This is a genomic window from Enterococcus sp. JNUCC 77, assembly GCF_054819945.1.
Genome location: NZ_JBTHIG010000001.1, coordinates 227,488 through 245,000, shown reverse-complemented (window position 1 = coordinate 245,000; position 17,513 = coordinate 227,488). Strand labels below are relative to the sequence as shown.

The 17,513-nt window shown below is 40.3% G+C and carries 11 protein-coding genes, 1 tRNA gene and 2 rRNA genes (1 of these 14 running past the window's edge); all 14 read right to left on the bottom strand.

What is annotated here, in order from left to right; translation table 11 throughout:
- Window positions 1-1,005: ribosomal RNA gene (locus ACVWNY_RS01205) — 23S ribosomal RNA — on the bottom strand; it reaches 1,908 nt to the left of the window's first position.
- Between the two features lie 183 nt (window positions 1,006-1,188).
- A tRNA-Ala gene (locus tag ACVWNY_RS01200) sits at window positions 1,189-1,261 on the bottom strand.
- 82 nt (window positions 1,262-1,343) lie between these two features.
- Window positions 1,344-2,903: ribosomal RNA gene (locus tag ACVWNY_RS01195) — 16S ribosomal RNA — on the bottom strand.
- Together the 16S and 23S rRNA genes with 1 tRNA gene alongside form the textbook arrangement of a ribosomal RNA operon.
- A 497-nt stretch (window positions 2,904-3,400) precedes the next feature.
- On the bottom strand, window positions 3,401-4,864 hold the full coding sequence (gene lysS, locus ACVWNY_RS01190) for a lysine--tRNA ligase (RefSeq protein WP_454071847.1): 1,464 nt from the start codon (window positions 4,862-4,864) through the stop codon (window positions 3,401-3,403).
- Between the two features lie 123 nt (window positions 4,865-4,987).
- Entirely contained in the window at window positions 4,988-5,995 is a 1,008-nt protein-coding gene (gene dusB, locus ACVWNY_RS01185; protein ID WP_454071562.1) for a tRNA dihydrouridine synthase DusB, read from the bottom strand.
- The gene (hslO, locus tag ACVWNY_RS01180; RefSeq protein ID WP_454071561.1) at window positions 5,995-6,882 is read right to left on the bottom strand and encodes an Hsp33 family molecular chaperone HslO; all 888 of its coding nucleotides are present in this window, start codon (window positions 6,880-6,882) and stop codon (window positions 5,995-5,997) included. The genes dusB and hslO overlap by 1 nt, the downstream gene beginning before the upstream one ends.
- Window positions 6,883-7,016: 134 nt before the next feature.
- A complete protein-coding gene (gene ftsH, locus ACVWNY_RS01175) occupies window positions 7,017-9,065 on the bottom strand; it encodes an ATP-dependent zinc metalloprotease FtsH (RefSeq protein ID WP_454071560.1) in 2,049 nt (682 codons plus the stop codon).
- Between the two features lie 85 nt (window positions 9,066-9,150).
- Window positions 9,151-9,696, bottom strand: coding sequence for a hypoxanthine phosphoribosyltransferase (gene hpt, locus ACVWNY_RS01170; RefSeq protein WP_218326958.1), 546 nt, complete (start codon window positions 9,694-9,696; stop codon window positions 9,151-9,153).
- A gap of 25 nt (window positions 9,697-9,721) precedes the next feature.
- Window positions 9,722-11,047, bottom strand: coding sequence for a tRNA lysidine(34) synthetase TilS (tilS, locus tag ACVWNY_RS01165; RefSeq protein ID WP_454071559.1), 1,326 nt, complete (start codon window positions 11,045-11,047; stop codon window positions 9,722-9,724).
- 57 nt (window positions 11,048-11,104) lie between these two features.
- Entirely contained in the window at window positions 11,105-11,578 is a 474-nt protein-coding gene (locus ACVWNY_RS01160; protein WP_218326960.1) for a S1 domain-containing RNA-binding protein, read from the bottom strand.
- 72 nt (window positions 11,579-11,650) lie between these two features.
- Window positions 11,651-12,052, bottom strand: coding sequence for an FtsB family cell division protein (locus tag ACVWNY_RS01155; RefSeq protein ID WP_438718964.1), 402 nt, complete (start codon window positions 12,050-12,052; stop codon window positions 11,651-11,653).
- Between the two features lie 75 nt (window positions 12,053-12,127).
- Window positions 12,128-12,397, bottom strand: a complete 270-nt coding sequence (locus tag ACVWNY_RS01150) for an RNA-binding S4 domain-containing protein (protein ID WP_438718966.1) — start codon at window positions 12,395-12,397, stop codon at window positions 12,128-12,130.
- Between the two features lie 8 nt (window positions 12,398-12,405).
- The gene (locus ACVWNY_RS01145; protein WP_454071846.1) at window positions 12,406-13,956 is read right to left on the bottom strand and encodes a putative polysaccharide biosynthesis protein; all 1,551 of its coding nucleotides are present in this window, start codon (window positions 13,954-13,956) and stop codon (window positions 12,406-12,408) included.
- 39 nt (window positions 13,957-13,995) lie between these two features.
- On the bottom strand, window positions 13,996-17,508 hold the full coding sequence (mfd, locus tag ACVWNY_RS01140; RefSeq protein ID WP_438718967.1) for a transcription-repair coupling factor: 3,513 nt from the start codon (window positions 17,506-17,508) through the stop codon (window positions 13,996-13,998).
- Window positions 17,509-17,513: the final 5 nt, after the last annotated feature.

Genomic DNA, 17,513 nt, shown 5'->3' with positions numbered 1-17,513 from the left:
ATGGATCTTATCACTCACAGTCTGACTCCCAGAGATAAATGTATGGCATTCGGAGTTTATCTGAATTCGGTAACCCGAGATGGGCCCCTAGTCCAAACAGTGCTCTACCTCCATCATTCTTACTCTGAGGCTAGCCCTAAAGCTATTTCGGAGAGAACCAGCTATCTCCAAGTTCGTTTGGAATTTCTCCGCTACCCACACCTCATCCCCGCACTTTTCAACGTACGTGGGTTCGGTCCTCCAGTGCGTTTTACCGCACCTTCAACCTGGACATGGGTAGATCACATGGTTTCGGGTCTACGACCACATACTCATTCGCCCTATTCAGACTCGCTTTCGCTACGGCTCCGTCTCTTCGACTTAACCTCGCATGGGATCGTAACTCGCCGGTTCATTCTACAAAAGGCACGCCATCACCCATTAACGGGCTTTGACTTGTTGTAGGCACACGGTTTCAGGATCTATTTCACTCCCCTTCCGGGGTGCTTTTCACCTTTCCCTCACGGTACTGGTTCACTATCGGTCACTAGGGAGTATTTAGCCTTGGGAGATGGTCCTCCCGGATTCCGACGGAATTCCTCGTGTTCCGCCGTACTCAGGATCCTCCTAGGTGTGATTCAAATTTCATCTACGGGGCTTTTACCCTGTCTCGCAGACCTTTCCAGGTCCTTCGATTATTTCAATCAACTACCATATCGGAGTCCTACAACCCCAAGAGGCAAGCCTCTTGGTTTGGGCTTTTCCCGTTTCGCTCGCCGCTACTCAGGGAATCGATTTTTCTTTCTCTTCCTGCAGGTACTTAGATGTTTCAGTTCTCTGCGTCTACCTCCATTCAGCTATGTATTCACTGAACAGTAACATCCTGTTAAAGATGCTGGGTTTCCCCATTCGGAAATCTCCGGATCAAAGCTTACTTACAGCTCCCCGAAGCATATCGGTGTTAGTCCCGTCCTTCATCGGCTCCTAGTGCCAAGGCATCCACCGTGCGCCCTTATTCACTTAACCTTATCAACCTTACGGTTGGGTCTTTATCTTCCCTCTAGCGATAGAGTTCCAATAAATAAAAAATAAGCAATTGAACTATTAAAAAACTCATTCAACGCGGTGTTCTCGGTTTGTTTTAAAAATTTTTGGTTTGTTTTTTGTATCCAGTTTTCAATGAACGAATATGATGACCAATGTCATCAATGGAGCCTAGCGGGATCGAACCGCTGACCTCCTGCGTGCAAAGCAGGCGCTCTCCCAGCTGAGCTAAGGCCCCTAAAAGTATCTAATTTTTAAATAGACCTCTCAAAACTGAACGAATAAAGATAAACTTGTGTAGTCTCCGTAATTTTCCTTAGAAAGGAGGTGATCCAGCCGCACCTTCCGATACGGCTACCTTGTTACGACTTCACCCCAATCATCTATCCCACCTTAGGCGGCTGGCTCCATAAAGGTTACCTCACCGACTTCGGGTGTTACAAACTCTCGTGGTGTGACGGGCGGTGTGTACAAGGCCCGGGAACGTATTCACCGCGGCGTGCTGATCCGCGATTACTAGCGATTCCGGCTTCATGTAGGCGAGTTGCAGCCTACAATCCGAACTGAGAGAAGCTTTAAGAGATTAGCTTAGCCTTGCGACTTCGCGACTCGTTGTACTTCCCATTGTAGCACGTGTGTAGCCCAGGTCATAAGGGGCATGATGATTTGACGTCATCCCCACCTTCCTCCGGTTTGTCACCGGCAGTCTCGCTAGAGTGCCCAACTAAATGATGGCAACTAACAATAAGGGTTGCGCTCGTTGCGGGACTTAACCCAACATCTCACGACACGAGCTGACGACAACCATGCACCACCTGTCACTTTGCCCCCGAAGGGGAAGCTCTATCTCTAGAGTGGTCAAAGGATGTCAAGACCTGGTAAGGTTCTTCGCGTTGCTTCGAATTAAACCACATGCTCCACCGCTTGTGCGGGCCCCCGTCAATTCCTTTGAGTTTCAACCTTGCGGTCGTACTCCCCAGGCGGAGTGCTTAATGCGTTAGCTGCAGCACTGAAGGGCGGAAACCCTCCAACACTTAGCACTCATCGTTTACGGCGTGGACTACCAGGGTATCTAATCCTGTTTGCTCCCCACGCTTTCGAGCCTCAGCGTCAGTTACAGACCAGAGAGCCGCCTTCGCCACTGGTGTTCCTCCATATATCTACGCATTTCACCGCTACACATGGAATTCCACTCTCCTCTTCTGCACTCAAGTCTCCCAGTTTCCAATGACCCTCCCCGGTTGAGCCGGGGGCTTTCACATCAGACTTAAGAGACCGCCTGCGCTCGCTTTACGCCCAATAAATCCGGACAACGCTTGCCACCTACGTATTACCGCGGCTGCTGGCACGTAGTTAGCCGTGGCTTTCTGGTCAGATACCGTCAAGGGATAAACTTTCCACTCTTATCCTTGTTCTTCTCTGACAACAGAGTTTTACGATCCGAAAACCTTCTTCACTCACGCGGCGTTGCTCGGTCAGACTTTCGTCCATTGCCGAAGATTCCCTACTGCTGCCTCCCGTAGGAGTTTGGGCCGTGTCTCAGTCCCAATGTGGCCGATCACCCTCTCAGGTCGGCTATGCATCGTTGCCTTGGTGAGCCGTTACCTCACCAACTAGCTAATGCACCGCGGGTCCATCCTCCAGTGACGCAATTGCGCCTTTCAAAAGAAAACCAGGCGGTTTTCTCTGTTATGCGGTATTAGCACCTGTTTCCAAGTGTTATCCCCCGCTGGAGGGTAGGTTACCCACGTGTTACTCACCCGTTCGCCACTCCTTTTCTTTCGGTGGAGCAAGCTCCGGTGAAAGAAAAAGCGTTCGACTTGCATGTATTAGGCACGCCGCCAGCGTTCGTCCTGAGCCAGGATCAAACTCTCATTAAAAAGTTTGCACAGTCTTGCGACTGTTAGCTCAATTGTATTAATTGACTTGTTGCTAGCATATTGCTTGCTTTGTATTGTTTGTTCCTATTAATAGGAACGCCCTACACATTTGGTTCGTCTTATTCGTTCAGTTTTCAAAGGTCTATTTCTGTTGCATCAGCAACTTTTATATCTTATCAGATTTCAAAATTAAAGTCAAACACTTTTTTGAAATATTTTTTAAGATTTTTTTGAATTGCTTCAATGCGACTTTGTTAGAATAGCTGATTTACAGCCGTCTGTCAACAAGTTTTTTAAACTTTTTTTGAGCGACTCGCGCTCTTTTTAAGACATAAGATAATATACCAACATAATGCCTTAGGGTCAATCAAAATCTATACTTTTTTTGATATTTTTTTAGATGCGATTACTAATAAAAAAGTTCGATAAATCGTTCGGAAAAACATAAAAAAAAGCCCGAATTTTCTTTTTTAGAGAAAATTCGAACGTGTTTTTTTCTAGCGCATGGTTGGGAAAAGTAATACATCACGGATTGATTGGACATCGGTTAACAACATTACTAAACGATCAATCCCAATTCCTAGTCCACCAGTTGGCGGCATACCATATTCTAAAGCTTCTAAGAAATCTTCATCCACACCGTGGGCTTCATCATTTCCTTGTTCTTTTTCTTTTTCTTGTTCTTCAAAACGTTGTCTTTGGTCAATTGGATCATTTAATTCAGTAAAGGCATTGGCGAATTCGCGGCCAACAATAAATAATTCAAATCGATCAGTAAAACGCCCATCTTCCGCATTTTTCTTTGCAAGCGGCGACACTTCTACTGGATGCCCAAAAATAAAGGTCGGTTGTTCCAAAGTTTCTTCAACAAAAGTTTCAAAGAATTCATTGATAATGTGGCCGACTGCCATGTTATTATTGATTTCTACATCGTGGGCTTTAGCTAGTTCACGAGCTTCTTCAATCGACATTTCTGGCCAAAAATCAACACCAGTTTGTTCTTTTATTGCATCTACCATATGGATTCGTTTAAATTCTGAACCCAAATCAATAGAAGCACCATCATAACTGATCGTAGTTTCTCCCAAGACATTTACTGCGACATCACGAATGATGCCTTCTGTTAAATTCATAACATCTAAATAATCAAAATAAGCAGTATAAACTTCCATCATAGTAAATTCAGGATTGTGTGTTGTATCTAAACCTTCATTTCGGAAGACCCGACCAATTTCATAAACTTTTTCCATACCACCAACGATTAATCGTTTCAAATGTAGTTCCAAAGCAATACGCAGATATAAATCAATATCCAAAGCATTGTGATGAGTAATAAATGGACGAGCAGTCGCACCACCAGCTTCATTGTGTAATACAGGTGTTTCGACTTCAATATAGCCTAAACCATCCAAATAACGGCGGATTTGACTAATTATTTGACTGCGTTTTGTAAAGCGGTCAAAGCTTTCACGGTTTGAAATCAAGTCTAAATAGCGTTGGCGATAGCGTTGTTCGACATTGGTTAGACCATGATATTTTTCTGGTAATGGACGTAAAGCCTTTGTTAATAGTGTGATTTCTTGGGCTTTAATAGAAACTTCACCAGTATCAGTTTTCATAATTTCACCAGTCACACCGAAGAAATCACCTAAATCGCCTTTTTTAAAAATAGCATAGGGTTCTTCACCGACTTCATCTTTACGGACATAAATTTGAATTTGGCCTTCACGGTCTTGTAAGTGAGCAAAGCCAACTTTCCCTTTACCCCGTTTGGTCATCATGCGTCCAGCAACAGTTGCTGTTAATTGCATTTCTTTTAATTCTTCTTTGGTATCTTTATCATATTTTTCGTGTAATTCTTTTGAGTTTGCTGTGCGTTCAAAACGTTTGCCAAATGGATCGATGCCTTCTGATTGCAAGTTTTCCATTTTTTCACGGCGCACTAGCATCTGGTCGTTCATTTCAGTTGTATGTTCCTCAGCCACGGATATTCCTCCTTAAAAATAGTTGTTCTTTCCTATAATGCCAATCAATTTAAAAAAAATCAAGGCGTAAGAGAGATTCTCTCACCCTTGATTGGTGATTTAGCCAATTTTTAAACGTGCTTCACTAACATCAGCAAAATTATCTAGTAAATTCAGCATCACTTGACGGTCTTCCGTTTTATTAATTTCCGCTTTGACTTTGGCAGCTCGAGAAATGCCTTTTAAATAATAGCTAGCATGCTGACGAAACTCACGACAAGCGATTTTTTCACCTTTTAAATTGATTAACCGTTCTAAATGTAGTTTTGCTGTTTCGATTTTTTCTCTTGGTGTTGGTTCAGCGATTAATTCACCTGTCTCCAGATAATGTTGGGTGCGATGAATCATCCAAGGATTGCCTAGTGCTGCTCGTCCAATCATTACAGCATCAACACCAACTTCTTCAATCATTCGTTTGGCATCTTCGGGAGTTTTTATATCGCCATTTCCCATGAATGGAATGGAAATCTCGTTGGCAACTTCTTTTAAAATTTCCCAATCGGCTTTCCCTTCATACATTTGTACACGGGTACGGCCATGCATTGCAATAGCTGAAGCACCGGCTTTTTCTGCTGCCAAGGCATTCTCAACTGCAAAAACGTGTTGATCATCCCAACCAATCCGCATCTTGACCGTCACTGGAATATCCACTGCCTGAGAGACAGCTTCTACCATTTCATAGACTTTATCGGAATCTAATAACCATTTAGCACCAGCTTCAGCTTTAATTACTTTATTGACGGGACAGCCCATATTAATATCGATCATGTCAGCTTTCGTATTGGCTTGAACAAATTCCGCTGCCTCTACCAAAGAATCCTTACTACCGCCAAAAATTTGAACACTTAAAGGATGTTCCCGTTCATCAATGTGTAACATCTCTAACGTTTTTTTATTTCTAAAGTGAATTCCTTGGTCGCTAATCATTTCCATCACCACTAGACCAGCACCAAATTCTTTGACAGTCACTCGAAATGCCGCATTGGTAATTCCAGCCATCGGTGCCACTACGACCCGATTAGGAATCTCTACGTTACCGATTTTCCATGTACCACTTAACGGTTTCACTACGCTTCCCCCAGTGCTGCTTGTTTCAAGACTTCTAGATCAGCTTCGCTATATTCATATTTGTCGCCACAAAAACGGCAAACAGCTTCCGCACCATGATCTTCATCAATCATCGCTTGAATTTCATCGGCTCCTAAAGTAATGATCGCCTTCGCAAATTTTTCTTTGGAAGAATCACATTTGAATTGAACAGGCATTTTTTCCAAGAAATTAATGTCATCGGTTGCTAATAAATTTTGTAAAATTTCTTCGGGTGTTTGACCTTCATCCAGCAAACTAGAAATCCGCGCTGTTTCATTTAAACGGGCTTCAATTGTGTCAATGACTTCATCTGTCACACCCGGCATCATTTGAATCATAAAACCGCCAGCAGTTTTAATCGTGTCATCGGTATCAACTAATACGGAAACACCGACAGCAGATGGCGTTTGTTCAGAGACGGCTAAATAATAAGTAAAGTCTTCGCCAATTTCACCAGAGACAATCGGTACTTGACCAGAAAAAGGATCTTTTAAGCCCAAATCTTTAATGACAGTGAAGAATCCTTGCGTTCCTACTGCCCCACGAACATCAATCTTACCAGCTTCATTCAATGGCAAACTAATATGGGGGTTGTCGATATAACCTTTTACATCACCTTGGCCGTTACTATCCACTACAATCTGACCCGCTGGACCATCACCTTGCACTTTAACGGTTAATTTATCGTCTCCTTTTAACGTTGCACCTAACATTAACGCACCTACCATCGTTCGTCCCAGTGCGGCTGAAGAGGTATTCCAAGTATCGTGACGGCGTTGAGCTTCTGCTACAGTCGAAGTTGCATCCACTGCATAAGCTCTCACATAGCCATTATATGCTAAAGCTTTTACTAAATAATCTGTCATTATATTCTCCTTTGTATGTAAACAAGATTCGCCATTCATCTTACTAGGTGTCGCCATTTTTTTCAACTGACGAACTTCTTTCTTAATAGAAGTACAAAAAAAGACGAAGGAAAATTTCCTCCGCCTCATTTTAATTATTGTTGATCATCACTAGTATCATCTGGTTCAATTGGGCCTGCTGGTTTTTCATCAGAAGCTTGTTTTTCAGCATCCTTTTGTTCCAAGGCGCGTTTAGCTTCTTCAAAAGTTGTTGCATCAGCTTTCTCACTTGGATATAAGCTGTCGTTTTCAGGCATCTTGCCATCTTCAAACAATGATTTGATTGCTTTGGCATCTAGTGTTTCGTACTTCAATAGCATTTCTGCAATTAAAGCATGTTGTTCGCGATGAGATTCGATGATTTCATGTGCTTTATCATGAGCATCCATCAAGATCTTACGAACTTCTTCATCAATTTCAAAAGCAACTTGTTCTGAATAAGCTTTAGTTTGTCCATAATCACGGCCAACAAAGACTTGATGATTGCCTTCGTATTGAACTGGACCAAGTTTATCACTCATTCCGTATTCAGTCACCATGCTGCGGGCTAAACCAGTTGCTTGTTCAAAGTCATTAGAAGCACCTGTTGATTGTACGTTGAAGATGATTTCTTCAGCTGTCCGACCACCAAGTAAACCAACGATTTGTTCAAACATGTCATCTTTAGTCATTAACATTTGATCTTCTTTTGGTAAAGCAATCATGTAACCACCAGCGCGACCACGTGGAATAATTGTTACTTTATGAACGACACGGGCACGGTTTAACACCATCCCAATGATGGTATGACCGGCTTCATGGTAAGCTACCATTTTGCGTTCACGTTCACTAATCACACGATCTTTCTTCGCTGGTCCAGCGATTACGCGATCTTCCGCTTCATCTACATCAGAAGCATCAATTTTTTTCTTGTTACGACGTGCAGCTACTAAAGCCGCTTCATTTAAGACGTTTTCCAAATCAGCACCGGCAAAACCTGGTGTTTGTTGGGCAACGACTTTTAAATCAACATCGTCTGCTAAAGGTTTGTTACGAGAATGGACACGTAAAATGGCTTCCCGACCTTTAACATCTGGACGGCCAACTAAGATTTGACGGTCAAAACGTCCTGGACGAAGTAAGGCTGGGTCCAATACATCTGAACGGTTCGTTGCAGCGATAACGATGACGCCTTCGTTGCCACCAAAACCATCCATTTCAACTAGCAATTGGTTCAAGGTTTGTTCACGTTCATCGTGTCCGCCACCCATACCAGCGCCCCGTTGACGACCAACTGCATCGATTTCATCGATAAAGATAATCGCTGGTGCATTTTTCTTCGCAGTTTCAAATAAGTCACGTACTCGACTGGCACCGACCCCAACGAACATTTCCACGAAGTCAGAACCAGAGATTGAATAAAATGGTACGCCTGCTTCACCAGCAACTGCTTTAGCTAATAAAGTTTTACCAGTTCCGGGAGGTCCTTCTAGTAAGACCCCGGCAGGAATGCGGGCACCTAATTCAACGAAACGACGGGGATCTTTTAAGAATTCCACGACTTCTACAAGTTCTTGTTTTTCTTCTTCTGCGCCGGCTACGTCAGAGAAGCGGACGCGATTAGCTTTTTTATCGGCTTCTTTGGCTTTTGATTTACCGAAGTTCATCACTCGGCCATTGCCGCCACCGCCGCCACCTTGTTGACCCATAATCATGTAGAAGAAGAAAATCATGATTAAGATTGGTAGGAAGCTGACTAATAATGTCACCCACATGCCGCTAGATGATTCTTCAGCTACATCGGCTTTGACATTTTGGTCACTGGCTGCACTAGTGATTTGGTCTAAAGTGGAGTCATTTGGTAAAGCAATTGTTGTAAAACGAGTAGTATTAGAATCAGTTGATCCGATAATACTTAAACCGCCGCTGTTTTCAACTTTTTGGCTTTCTTTATACTCCCCAGTAATCCGGTACACACCGCCAGCTGGTTGGATCGTAAAGTTTTTTACTTTTCCATCTTCTAATTGTTCTGTGAAGGTAGAATACTCGATATCTGACGAAGATGAGCGATTGTCTCCAAATAAGAAATAGACAACCATCACCATTGCCAAGATTACGAGGATGTAATAGAGGGCGTTTTTGACCCCCTTATTATTTTTGTTCATAGGGTTCCTCCTCGAAGTTCTGATTCAAATTTGTTTTATCAATCCTGACCAATACAGTATATCATATAGTCTTTCTTAGCTGTCACTAATTTGATTGATAAACTTCTGGTTTTAAAACTCCAACATATGGTAAATTACGATAATCCTCAGCGTAATCTAAACCATAGCCGACGACGAATTCATTTGGTACATCAAAACCAACAAAATCGGCAGTAATATCTACTACACGGCCTTCTGGTTTATCTAACAAAGTCACAATTTTTACCGATTTGGCTTTACGATATTTAAATAAGTCTACTAAATAACCTAAAGTCCGACCGCTATCGATAATATCTTCTACAATTAAAAGGTCGCGACCTTCAACATTTGTATCTAAATCTTTGACGATTTTCACCTCGCCAGAAGAAACCGTTTGATTGCCGTAACTTGAAACATCCATGAAATCCATTTCCATATGAATGTCCATCTCCCGGCAGATATCTGCCATAAATGGTACAGCACCTTTTAAAATGCCAACTACCAGAGGGTTTTTATCCGCATATTCAGTGGTTAATTCTTTTCCTAATTCGACACAACGCTTTAAAATATCATCTCTAGAAACTAAGACCTTTTCGATATCGTTTGCTAGCATGCGTGTTCTCCTTTCATTCTCAAACTTAATCAAAATAATCAAGTATGTAGAGTATTTTATCAGTTTCCAAACTATTACTCAAACAAGAATTAACAAAAGGTAAAATTGCTAATATTTCTCCATTGGCATCTTCCACCAACCAGGCTTTCTCCCGTAAATCCACAGAAATTTTTTGATCAATAAAATAACGTGAAACCTTTTTTCGTAAATCTTTAGTTAGTTGAATACGATCGCCGGTTTGACGCTTGCGAATCGTTAGTGGAAAAGCCGTAGTTGCTGGTAAAAAAACTTGAAAGTTAGGCTTTTCAGCACTTATTTGCGTCTTTTTCCGTAAATTAAAACATGTACCATCTGACAACTTTCTTTCTTGGTGGAGGCCGATTTGAAAACTTTCTGTCACAATCATTTGTTTAGGCGTCAATGAAAATTGCTGATAACTTCTACGAAACTGCCAATCATCGCCTAAATCTTGCGACCATTGACTCGGTCCATCGTTAATTAAGGCAAGCATTTGTTGTAACTGTTGTTGAGAAATAAGTAAATTTGTATCTTCGGCAATCATTTGAAAGAAAAATTGCAAAAAATAATAACGTGAAGCACTTATTTCAGGCAAATCTGATAACTTAAAATTCCAACCTTGATCAGTTTTTTTAACGTTGTTTAAATTTTCTTTTAGCCCCCATTTCAGAGCCGTTTCAGCATCATTTAACTGTTGCTGGAACTGTTGAATGTGGCGTAAAAATTGTGGGTTTTCGGCTTTCAAAAGCGGAACTACCTTTTGTCGAATCCGATTGCGAAAATATTGTTCACTTTGATTACTAGCATCTTCAAAATAAACCAGTTGATTTTCTTTCCCATAGGAAATTAACGATTCTTTAGGTTCATTTAGTAAAGGTCGTAATAATCTCCCTTTGGTAAAAGGTTGAATTCTCTGAATACCCGCGTGAGCTTGTAAGCTACCACCACGAACTAAGCGCATCAACATGGTTTCAGCTTGGTCATCACTATGGTGAGCCGTCACTAAAAGATCATAGTTCTCTTTTTCCATCACATCTGCGAAAAACTGATAGCGAAATTTGCGGGCGGCAGCTTCCATGCCTTTTTCAACTGGTTGTTGCCACAGTGTTTGATAGAAAGGTAGTTTTTTTTCGCGACAATAATTTGCCAAAAATACTGCTTCTATTTCGGATTCTGCTCGCAACTGATGATTCACATGAGCAACTCCTATTGGCAATGCAAGTTTCTCCAATAGATCAAGTAAAACCATCGAATCCACACCAGTTGAAACAGCTACTAAAATTTTTTGAGCTGTAAATAATTCTGGGTTTAATTTTTTTAAATTTCTTTCCATCATATCCCTCAATTACAAAAAAAGCCGAGACAAATTTGTCCCGACTTGATTGATTCACTAGCTACGACGACCGCCACGGCCACCGCGTTTTCCTTCTGTATTACGGCGCAATGATAATAAGCGATCATCGCTGTCTTTCAAAAAGGAACTCATTAATGTATCGAAGTCTTCTTTTTTGTTGCCAAAATCTTTGTTATTGCCTTTTGAAAAGTTACCTTTATTTTGTGGTTTGCTAGGTCGTGTATCGCGACGTTCTCGGTTGAAAGTTTTTTTCTCAGGTTGCGGTCTTTCTGGTTGATCTTCCGCTTTGCGAATTGATAAACCGACTTTTCCGTCATCACCAACTGAGGTCACTTTGACCGTCACTTCATCACCAACAGTTAATACATCGTGAATATCTTTAACAAAACCATTTGAGATTTCGCTAATATGGACTAACCCAGTTTTCCCTTCACCTAAATCAATAAATGCACCAAAATTAGTGATGCCAGATACTTTCCCTTGTAGTTTTGCTCCTACTTCGATTGACATAAAAAGATTGTTCCTCCTACTTTATTTCCCAATTTATTATTCACTGCAACATTGCAGTTTCAGACTTTTGTTTTATTTTGCTGAGCTGTTACTTGAACTATCAGTCGATTCTTCTGGTAAAACAAAAATCAATTCACCATCTTTTGAGTAGTAGTAACGACTACGGGCCAATTTCGCAACATAATCGTCATTTTTTAATAAAGCGACTTCTTGTTGTAATGTTTCAACTTTATCATCTAATTTAACTGACTCTGCCTGGGTAGTTACTTTGATATCTTGTAATTCACTCAATTTTTGGCGCTCACTAAAAATCTGAACACCCATCACAATAAAAATAACCGCAGCAACCGCAAAGAAAACAGCTAAACGTCGCCGTTTAAAAATTAATTGACGGTGTTCTTTTTGAAACTTTTGAAATTGTTTTTTTGCGTAGGGATTACTAATCGTGGCAAGTTTTTTCTTTTCTTCTGCCATATAACGACTCCCTTTCGATTAATTTTCTCAACTATTATAACAACATTAAAGTTCATTGTCTATGTCATTCGTTGACTAATTCTCGTTATCTTCTCTACGTGTTTCGCTAATAATGCGATACATTTTCGCGGCATCTTCTTTTTTAGTTGATTCGTGTAACGCTTCCACAGCTACCTCTAACACTTTATTTCCAAATTGAATTTTAATCGTATCATCAACTTTAACATCACTAGAAGACTTAGCTAGTTTTCCATTTACATAGATTCGACCTTTGTCTGCTACTTCCTTTGCAACAGAACGCCTTTTAATAATTCTCGAAATTTTTAAAAATTTATCTAAACGCATGTAATTTCCTACTTTCTTAAACGTAATCGCAATATTTTTTTACCAAATGGCAACATTAACCATTCACGAATACTCAACAAGTGTAACCGAATCGCTGCAAAAACAAAAGTCCCTCCACCGAGCATCACACCAATTAAGCAAATAATTAAGGTGGCTAGCCGTGATTCAACTTGCCCAAATAATATTTGTAAAACACCATAATAGCCAAATAGGCTAGCTGCCATTAGTAATAAGCAATAAATCAGATGCCGCAAAAAGCCTTGCTGATTTAAGTACTTCAAATTACCTAAAGCTGATTTTTTCTGCAAAAATAGCAGTGCTGCCAATAAACCTAATAAGGTAGCCAAACTAGCACCTGCATTTCCCCAAAGTTTAGTCAGCCAAATAGTCGTTAATAATTTAATCACTAAGCCAATTCCTGCCGCTTGAAAGGAGCTGCTATAAGAATTTTGGGCTTGGGCAATACTTTGATAAGCTTGAATCATCGCCATAAAAAAAATGGCAAAGACAAATATCACTAAAGTTAAATTGCCACGATAATCTTTAAACAATGTGTAATTCACATAAGGCAAAAGTAACGCTAAGCCTAGCGAGGCTGCTGCTGCAATCCCACAAGTCAACCGTAGAAAAGTACCACTGGTTTGTTTAAATTTATTTTTTTCCTCACCAGATAAGTACTTTGTTAATAAGGGTAAAAAACTAGCACTTAAGGCTAAAGCGACTACTAAACCTAATTGAACCAAGGGCTGACCGCGATCATAAATTCCTTTAGCAACTTGTGCAGCATAGTCGGTTAAACCGTGATCAACCAAAGCTTTTTTAACAGTGAAAGAATCAATCAATTGAAACAAGATTAAAAATCCACTGTAAACAGTCATTAATCCCCCTTCAATCGTCATTCGTTTTATTAACTGCCAAGGTGCCGCAGCTTTTTTAAAGCCAATCGCATGACTATTTAATTTTCTTTGATAATAAGCTAAAATCAAACAACCACAAATACCGCCAAAAACTGCTCCCGACATTGCAAAAACACCGGTCTGATAAACATCCCAAGCATATTTTTGAAAACACCAAGCAGCAGCTAAAATAATACTGACCCGAACGATTTGTTCCACCACTTGAGAAATGGCTGTTGGTACCATCTGCAAACGTCCTTGAAAACCGCCACGAGTAATGGACAAATAAGGCATTAATAGAAAAGTAAATGAAACCACTTGAATCAAAGGCGTTAATTGTTGATCACCCATTAGGCTTGCCAACATGGGACTCGTAAAAAAGACCATCGCCCATAAAAAAATCCCTAGACTACTTATAATCGGAAATAATTCTTTTAAAGCAGTTGCTTCATCCTTTATGCTGTTTCTTTCGGCGACATATTTCGAAATAAATTGAGGCAAACCAGATAAGGCTAGTGTCATCGCCAAACCATAAATTGGATAGACTTGTTGATACACATAAAAGCCTACATCCCCTGCTAAGTTTTGGTACGGTACGCGATAAATTGCACTTAAAATCTTGGCGACAAAAGATGCTAACGTCAAAATAAAGGCGCCTTGCATCATATTTTTCATGTCTTTATTCACCAAGGCGACCACCACCTACTCTTTGTACTTTTGTTCTCGTAAAGCTGCGATAAACAAGCCAATTTCCCGTAACCAGACAGCTTGATCCATATTTTTATCAATACTTAATTTAATGACCATCTGCTCTTTTTCAACGCCCAGAGTCGCTTTTAATTTTGTCGCCGAGAGAGCCTCAAAAATTTGTTCAACTTGATAAGCTTTGGTACCTGCTTTACTCAAAGCAATCCGAATCTGATTGTCATTTTTCACGATACTTTCCACCAGTGCCCGGTCGCCGTCCATCTTAATTTGACCAATTGTCAATAAGTGGGCGACCTCATCAGGATAATCTCCAAAACGATCAATCATATCTTCTTCTACTTCATTTAGCATATCGCTACTTTCCAATTCACGAATCCGTTTGTAGATTTCAATTTTTTGTCGTTCGTCTTCAATATAGTCACCAGGAATATACGCATCAATGCCCAAATTAATTTCAACTGAAGTCTTTTCAATTTGAACATTTTTTCCTTGTTTACGACTGACTGCTTCACTGAGCATTTGTGAATACATATCAAAACCAACGGCATCAATAAATCCATGCTGTTGTGCGCCTAATAAATTCCCAGCGCCACGAATCGATAAATCCCGCATGGCGATTTTAAAACCAGAGCCCAACTCAGTAAAGTCTTTAATCGCTTGTAGTCGTTTTTCACTGACTTCATTTAAGACTTTTTGCTGTTCATACATGAAGTAAGCATAAGCTACTCGATTACTCCGTCCTACACGACCACGTAATTGATACAAAGTAGATAAGCCCATATAGTCGGCGTTTTCAACAAACAAGGTATTCACATTAGGGATATCCACACCCGTTTCAATAATCGTCGTCGTCACCAAAATATCATATTGGCCATCGATAAAATCAAGCAAGGTATTTTCTAACTGAACTTCCGTCATCTGTCCATGGGCAAAACTAATTCTGGCATCAGGAACCAACATTTGCAGCTCTTCGACTTTTCGTTCAATTGTTTCCACCCGATTATATAGATAGAATACTTGACCACCACGTGCCAACTCCCGTTCAATCGCTTCTCGAATCGCCCCCGGGTTAAATTCCATTACATATGTTTGGATCGGATAACGATTTTCTGGTGGCGTTTCAATGACAGATAAATCTCTCACACCTAGCATAGACATATGCAAAGTTCGGGGAATTGGCGTAGCTGTTAAAGTTAAAACATCGACTTGAGAGCGTAATTGTTTTAAACGTTCTTTATGTTTTACACCAAAACGTTGCTCCTCATCGACGATTAGTAAGCCTAAATCGGCAAACTGGATATCTTGTGACAACAAACGATGGGTACCAACCACAATATCAATTTGACCTGTGCGTAGTTTTTCAATCGTTTCATTTTGTTGTTTTTTTGTGCGGAACCGACTTAATACAGCAACATTCACTGGGAAATTCTCAAAACGTTCCAGCATGGTTTCATAATGTTGCTGCGCCAAAATCGTTGTGGGCACTAAAAAGGCTACCTGTTTATTTTCTTTGATGGCTTTAAATGCTCCCCGCAAGGCCACCTCAGTTTTACCAAAGCCGACATCTCCTACTAACAAGCGATCCATTGGTCGTTTCTTCTCCATGTCGTGCTTAATTTCGGCACTAGAGCGTAATTGGTCATCGGTTTCGGTATAAGGAAAAGCATCTTCGAATTCCTTTTGATATTCATCATCTGGACCAAAAGCATAGCCAACTTCAGCCTCACGTTTGGCATACAATTCGATTAAATCATCGGCAATATCTTCAATTCGAGCAGAAACCTTACTTTTGGTTTTGCCCCATTCACTGCCACCAAGTTTATTAACTTTTGGCGGTTTTGCTTCAGAAGAAACATATTTTTGGATCAAGTTTAACTGAGTAACTGGAATAAACAATTTATCATCTTTTTGGTAAAGAATCGTCATGTAATCTTGGTGAACGCCATCGATTTCAATTGTCTCCATACCGATATACTTACCAATCCCATGATTAGCATGAACAACAAAATCTCCGGCTTTTAACTCATTATAACTTTTCAAACGCTCTGCATTAGAAATTGTCTGACGGCGTGCCCGTTTTTTTGTTACCTTTTGGAAAATTTCTCTTTCTGTTACGACCACCAGTTTTTCTTGAGGTAATTCAAAACCACTTAAAACAGTTCCTTGCATGATTTGAGTCTGTTCAACTAACAAATCATCTGGTGTCGTTTGAAGGGCTTTGATTTCAACATCATGAAATTCTTGGGTTAATTTTTCTTTACGTTCATCATCGGAAACATAGAAAATTACCGTTTGGCCTTGTTTTTGCCAACGGTCTACCTCAGTTTTTAGTAAGTGCATTTGTCCAAAAAACTGTTGCATCGAACGATATTGAAAATGATGCAATCCTTCAAAACGCAGATTGCCCATTCCTTTTTGAAAGAGTGAGAAGAAAGTGGTCGTCAAGTTTGTTTGCTTTAATAAATCAAGTAAATTCTCACCAAAAACTTGTTCTGAAAACACACGCAATTCAGCAATTTTTTGGGTTTGCCATTCAGCTTCTTCTCGTTCGATTTCACGATTGGTTTCCAATAAGCGGGTATAATCATCCACATAAAGGAAACTTTCTGAATTAAAATAGTCCAATAATGAATTTTTCTTACTATATAATAGGTCAGTATAGAAACGTGCATTTTCTGTTGGAATCCCGTCTTGCCAGCTAGCGATCAGTTGACCATAATAATCACTTAAAAAATCCTTATCATTTTGATCTTTCGTAACTACTAAGCGGTTCGATAACAACTGATTAACTTTTTCAGCGCCTTGCTTCAAATCTTCATCTGAAAAAACCAATTCCGTTGTCGGTGCAATCAAGACTTCTTGTAAATTCTCCACTGAACGTTGTGTATCAGCTTCAAAATATCTCAAGGAATCTATTTCCACATCAAATAACTCAACACGAACAGGGTATTCGGTAGTTAACGGGTAAATATCAATAATACTTCCCCGCATACTGAATTCACCGGGTTTTCCAACCATACTTTGACGTTCGTAACCCATTAAAACCAATTTTTGCGGTAAATTTTCTAAGTCAATTTCACTACCAATTTCCCATTTAAGCTGGCTAGCTTGCCAAGTTTCTGGGGTGGGTAAATATTTCCGCAAGGCAGCAGCTGGCACAATATAAATACCCTTTTCTTGCTGACTTAATGCCGTTAGGGTTGCCACCCTTTCACTTCGAGCTTCTGGTGAAGCAAAAGCCATCTCAGCTGACAACACTTCATCCACTGGGAAAACATGAACATCCTCAGTCAATTGGCGTAATTCTTCCGCCAATTGACCGCTGTAATACAAGTTAGGCACAACAATTATTATTTGATTTTGGAAAGTTTGAAAACTTCCTGCCATTACTAAAGCTTTAGCTGAACCAGACAATCCAGTGACTAATTGACGTTTGGCTTTTGCGGCTAATTGTTGTTGCCACTCTTTAACCAAAGAACTTTGATTAATAAATTCTACTATATTCATAAAAG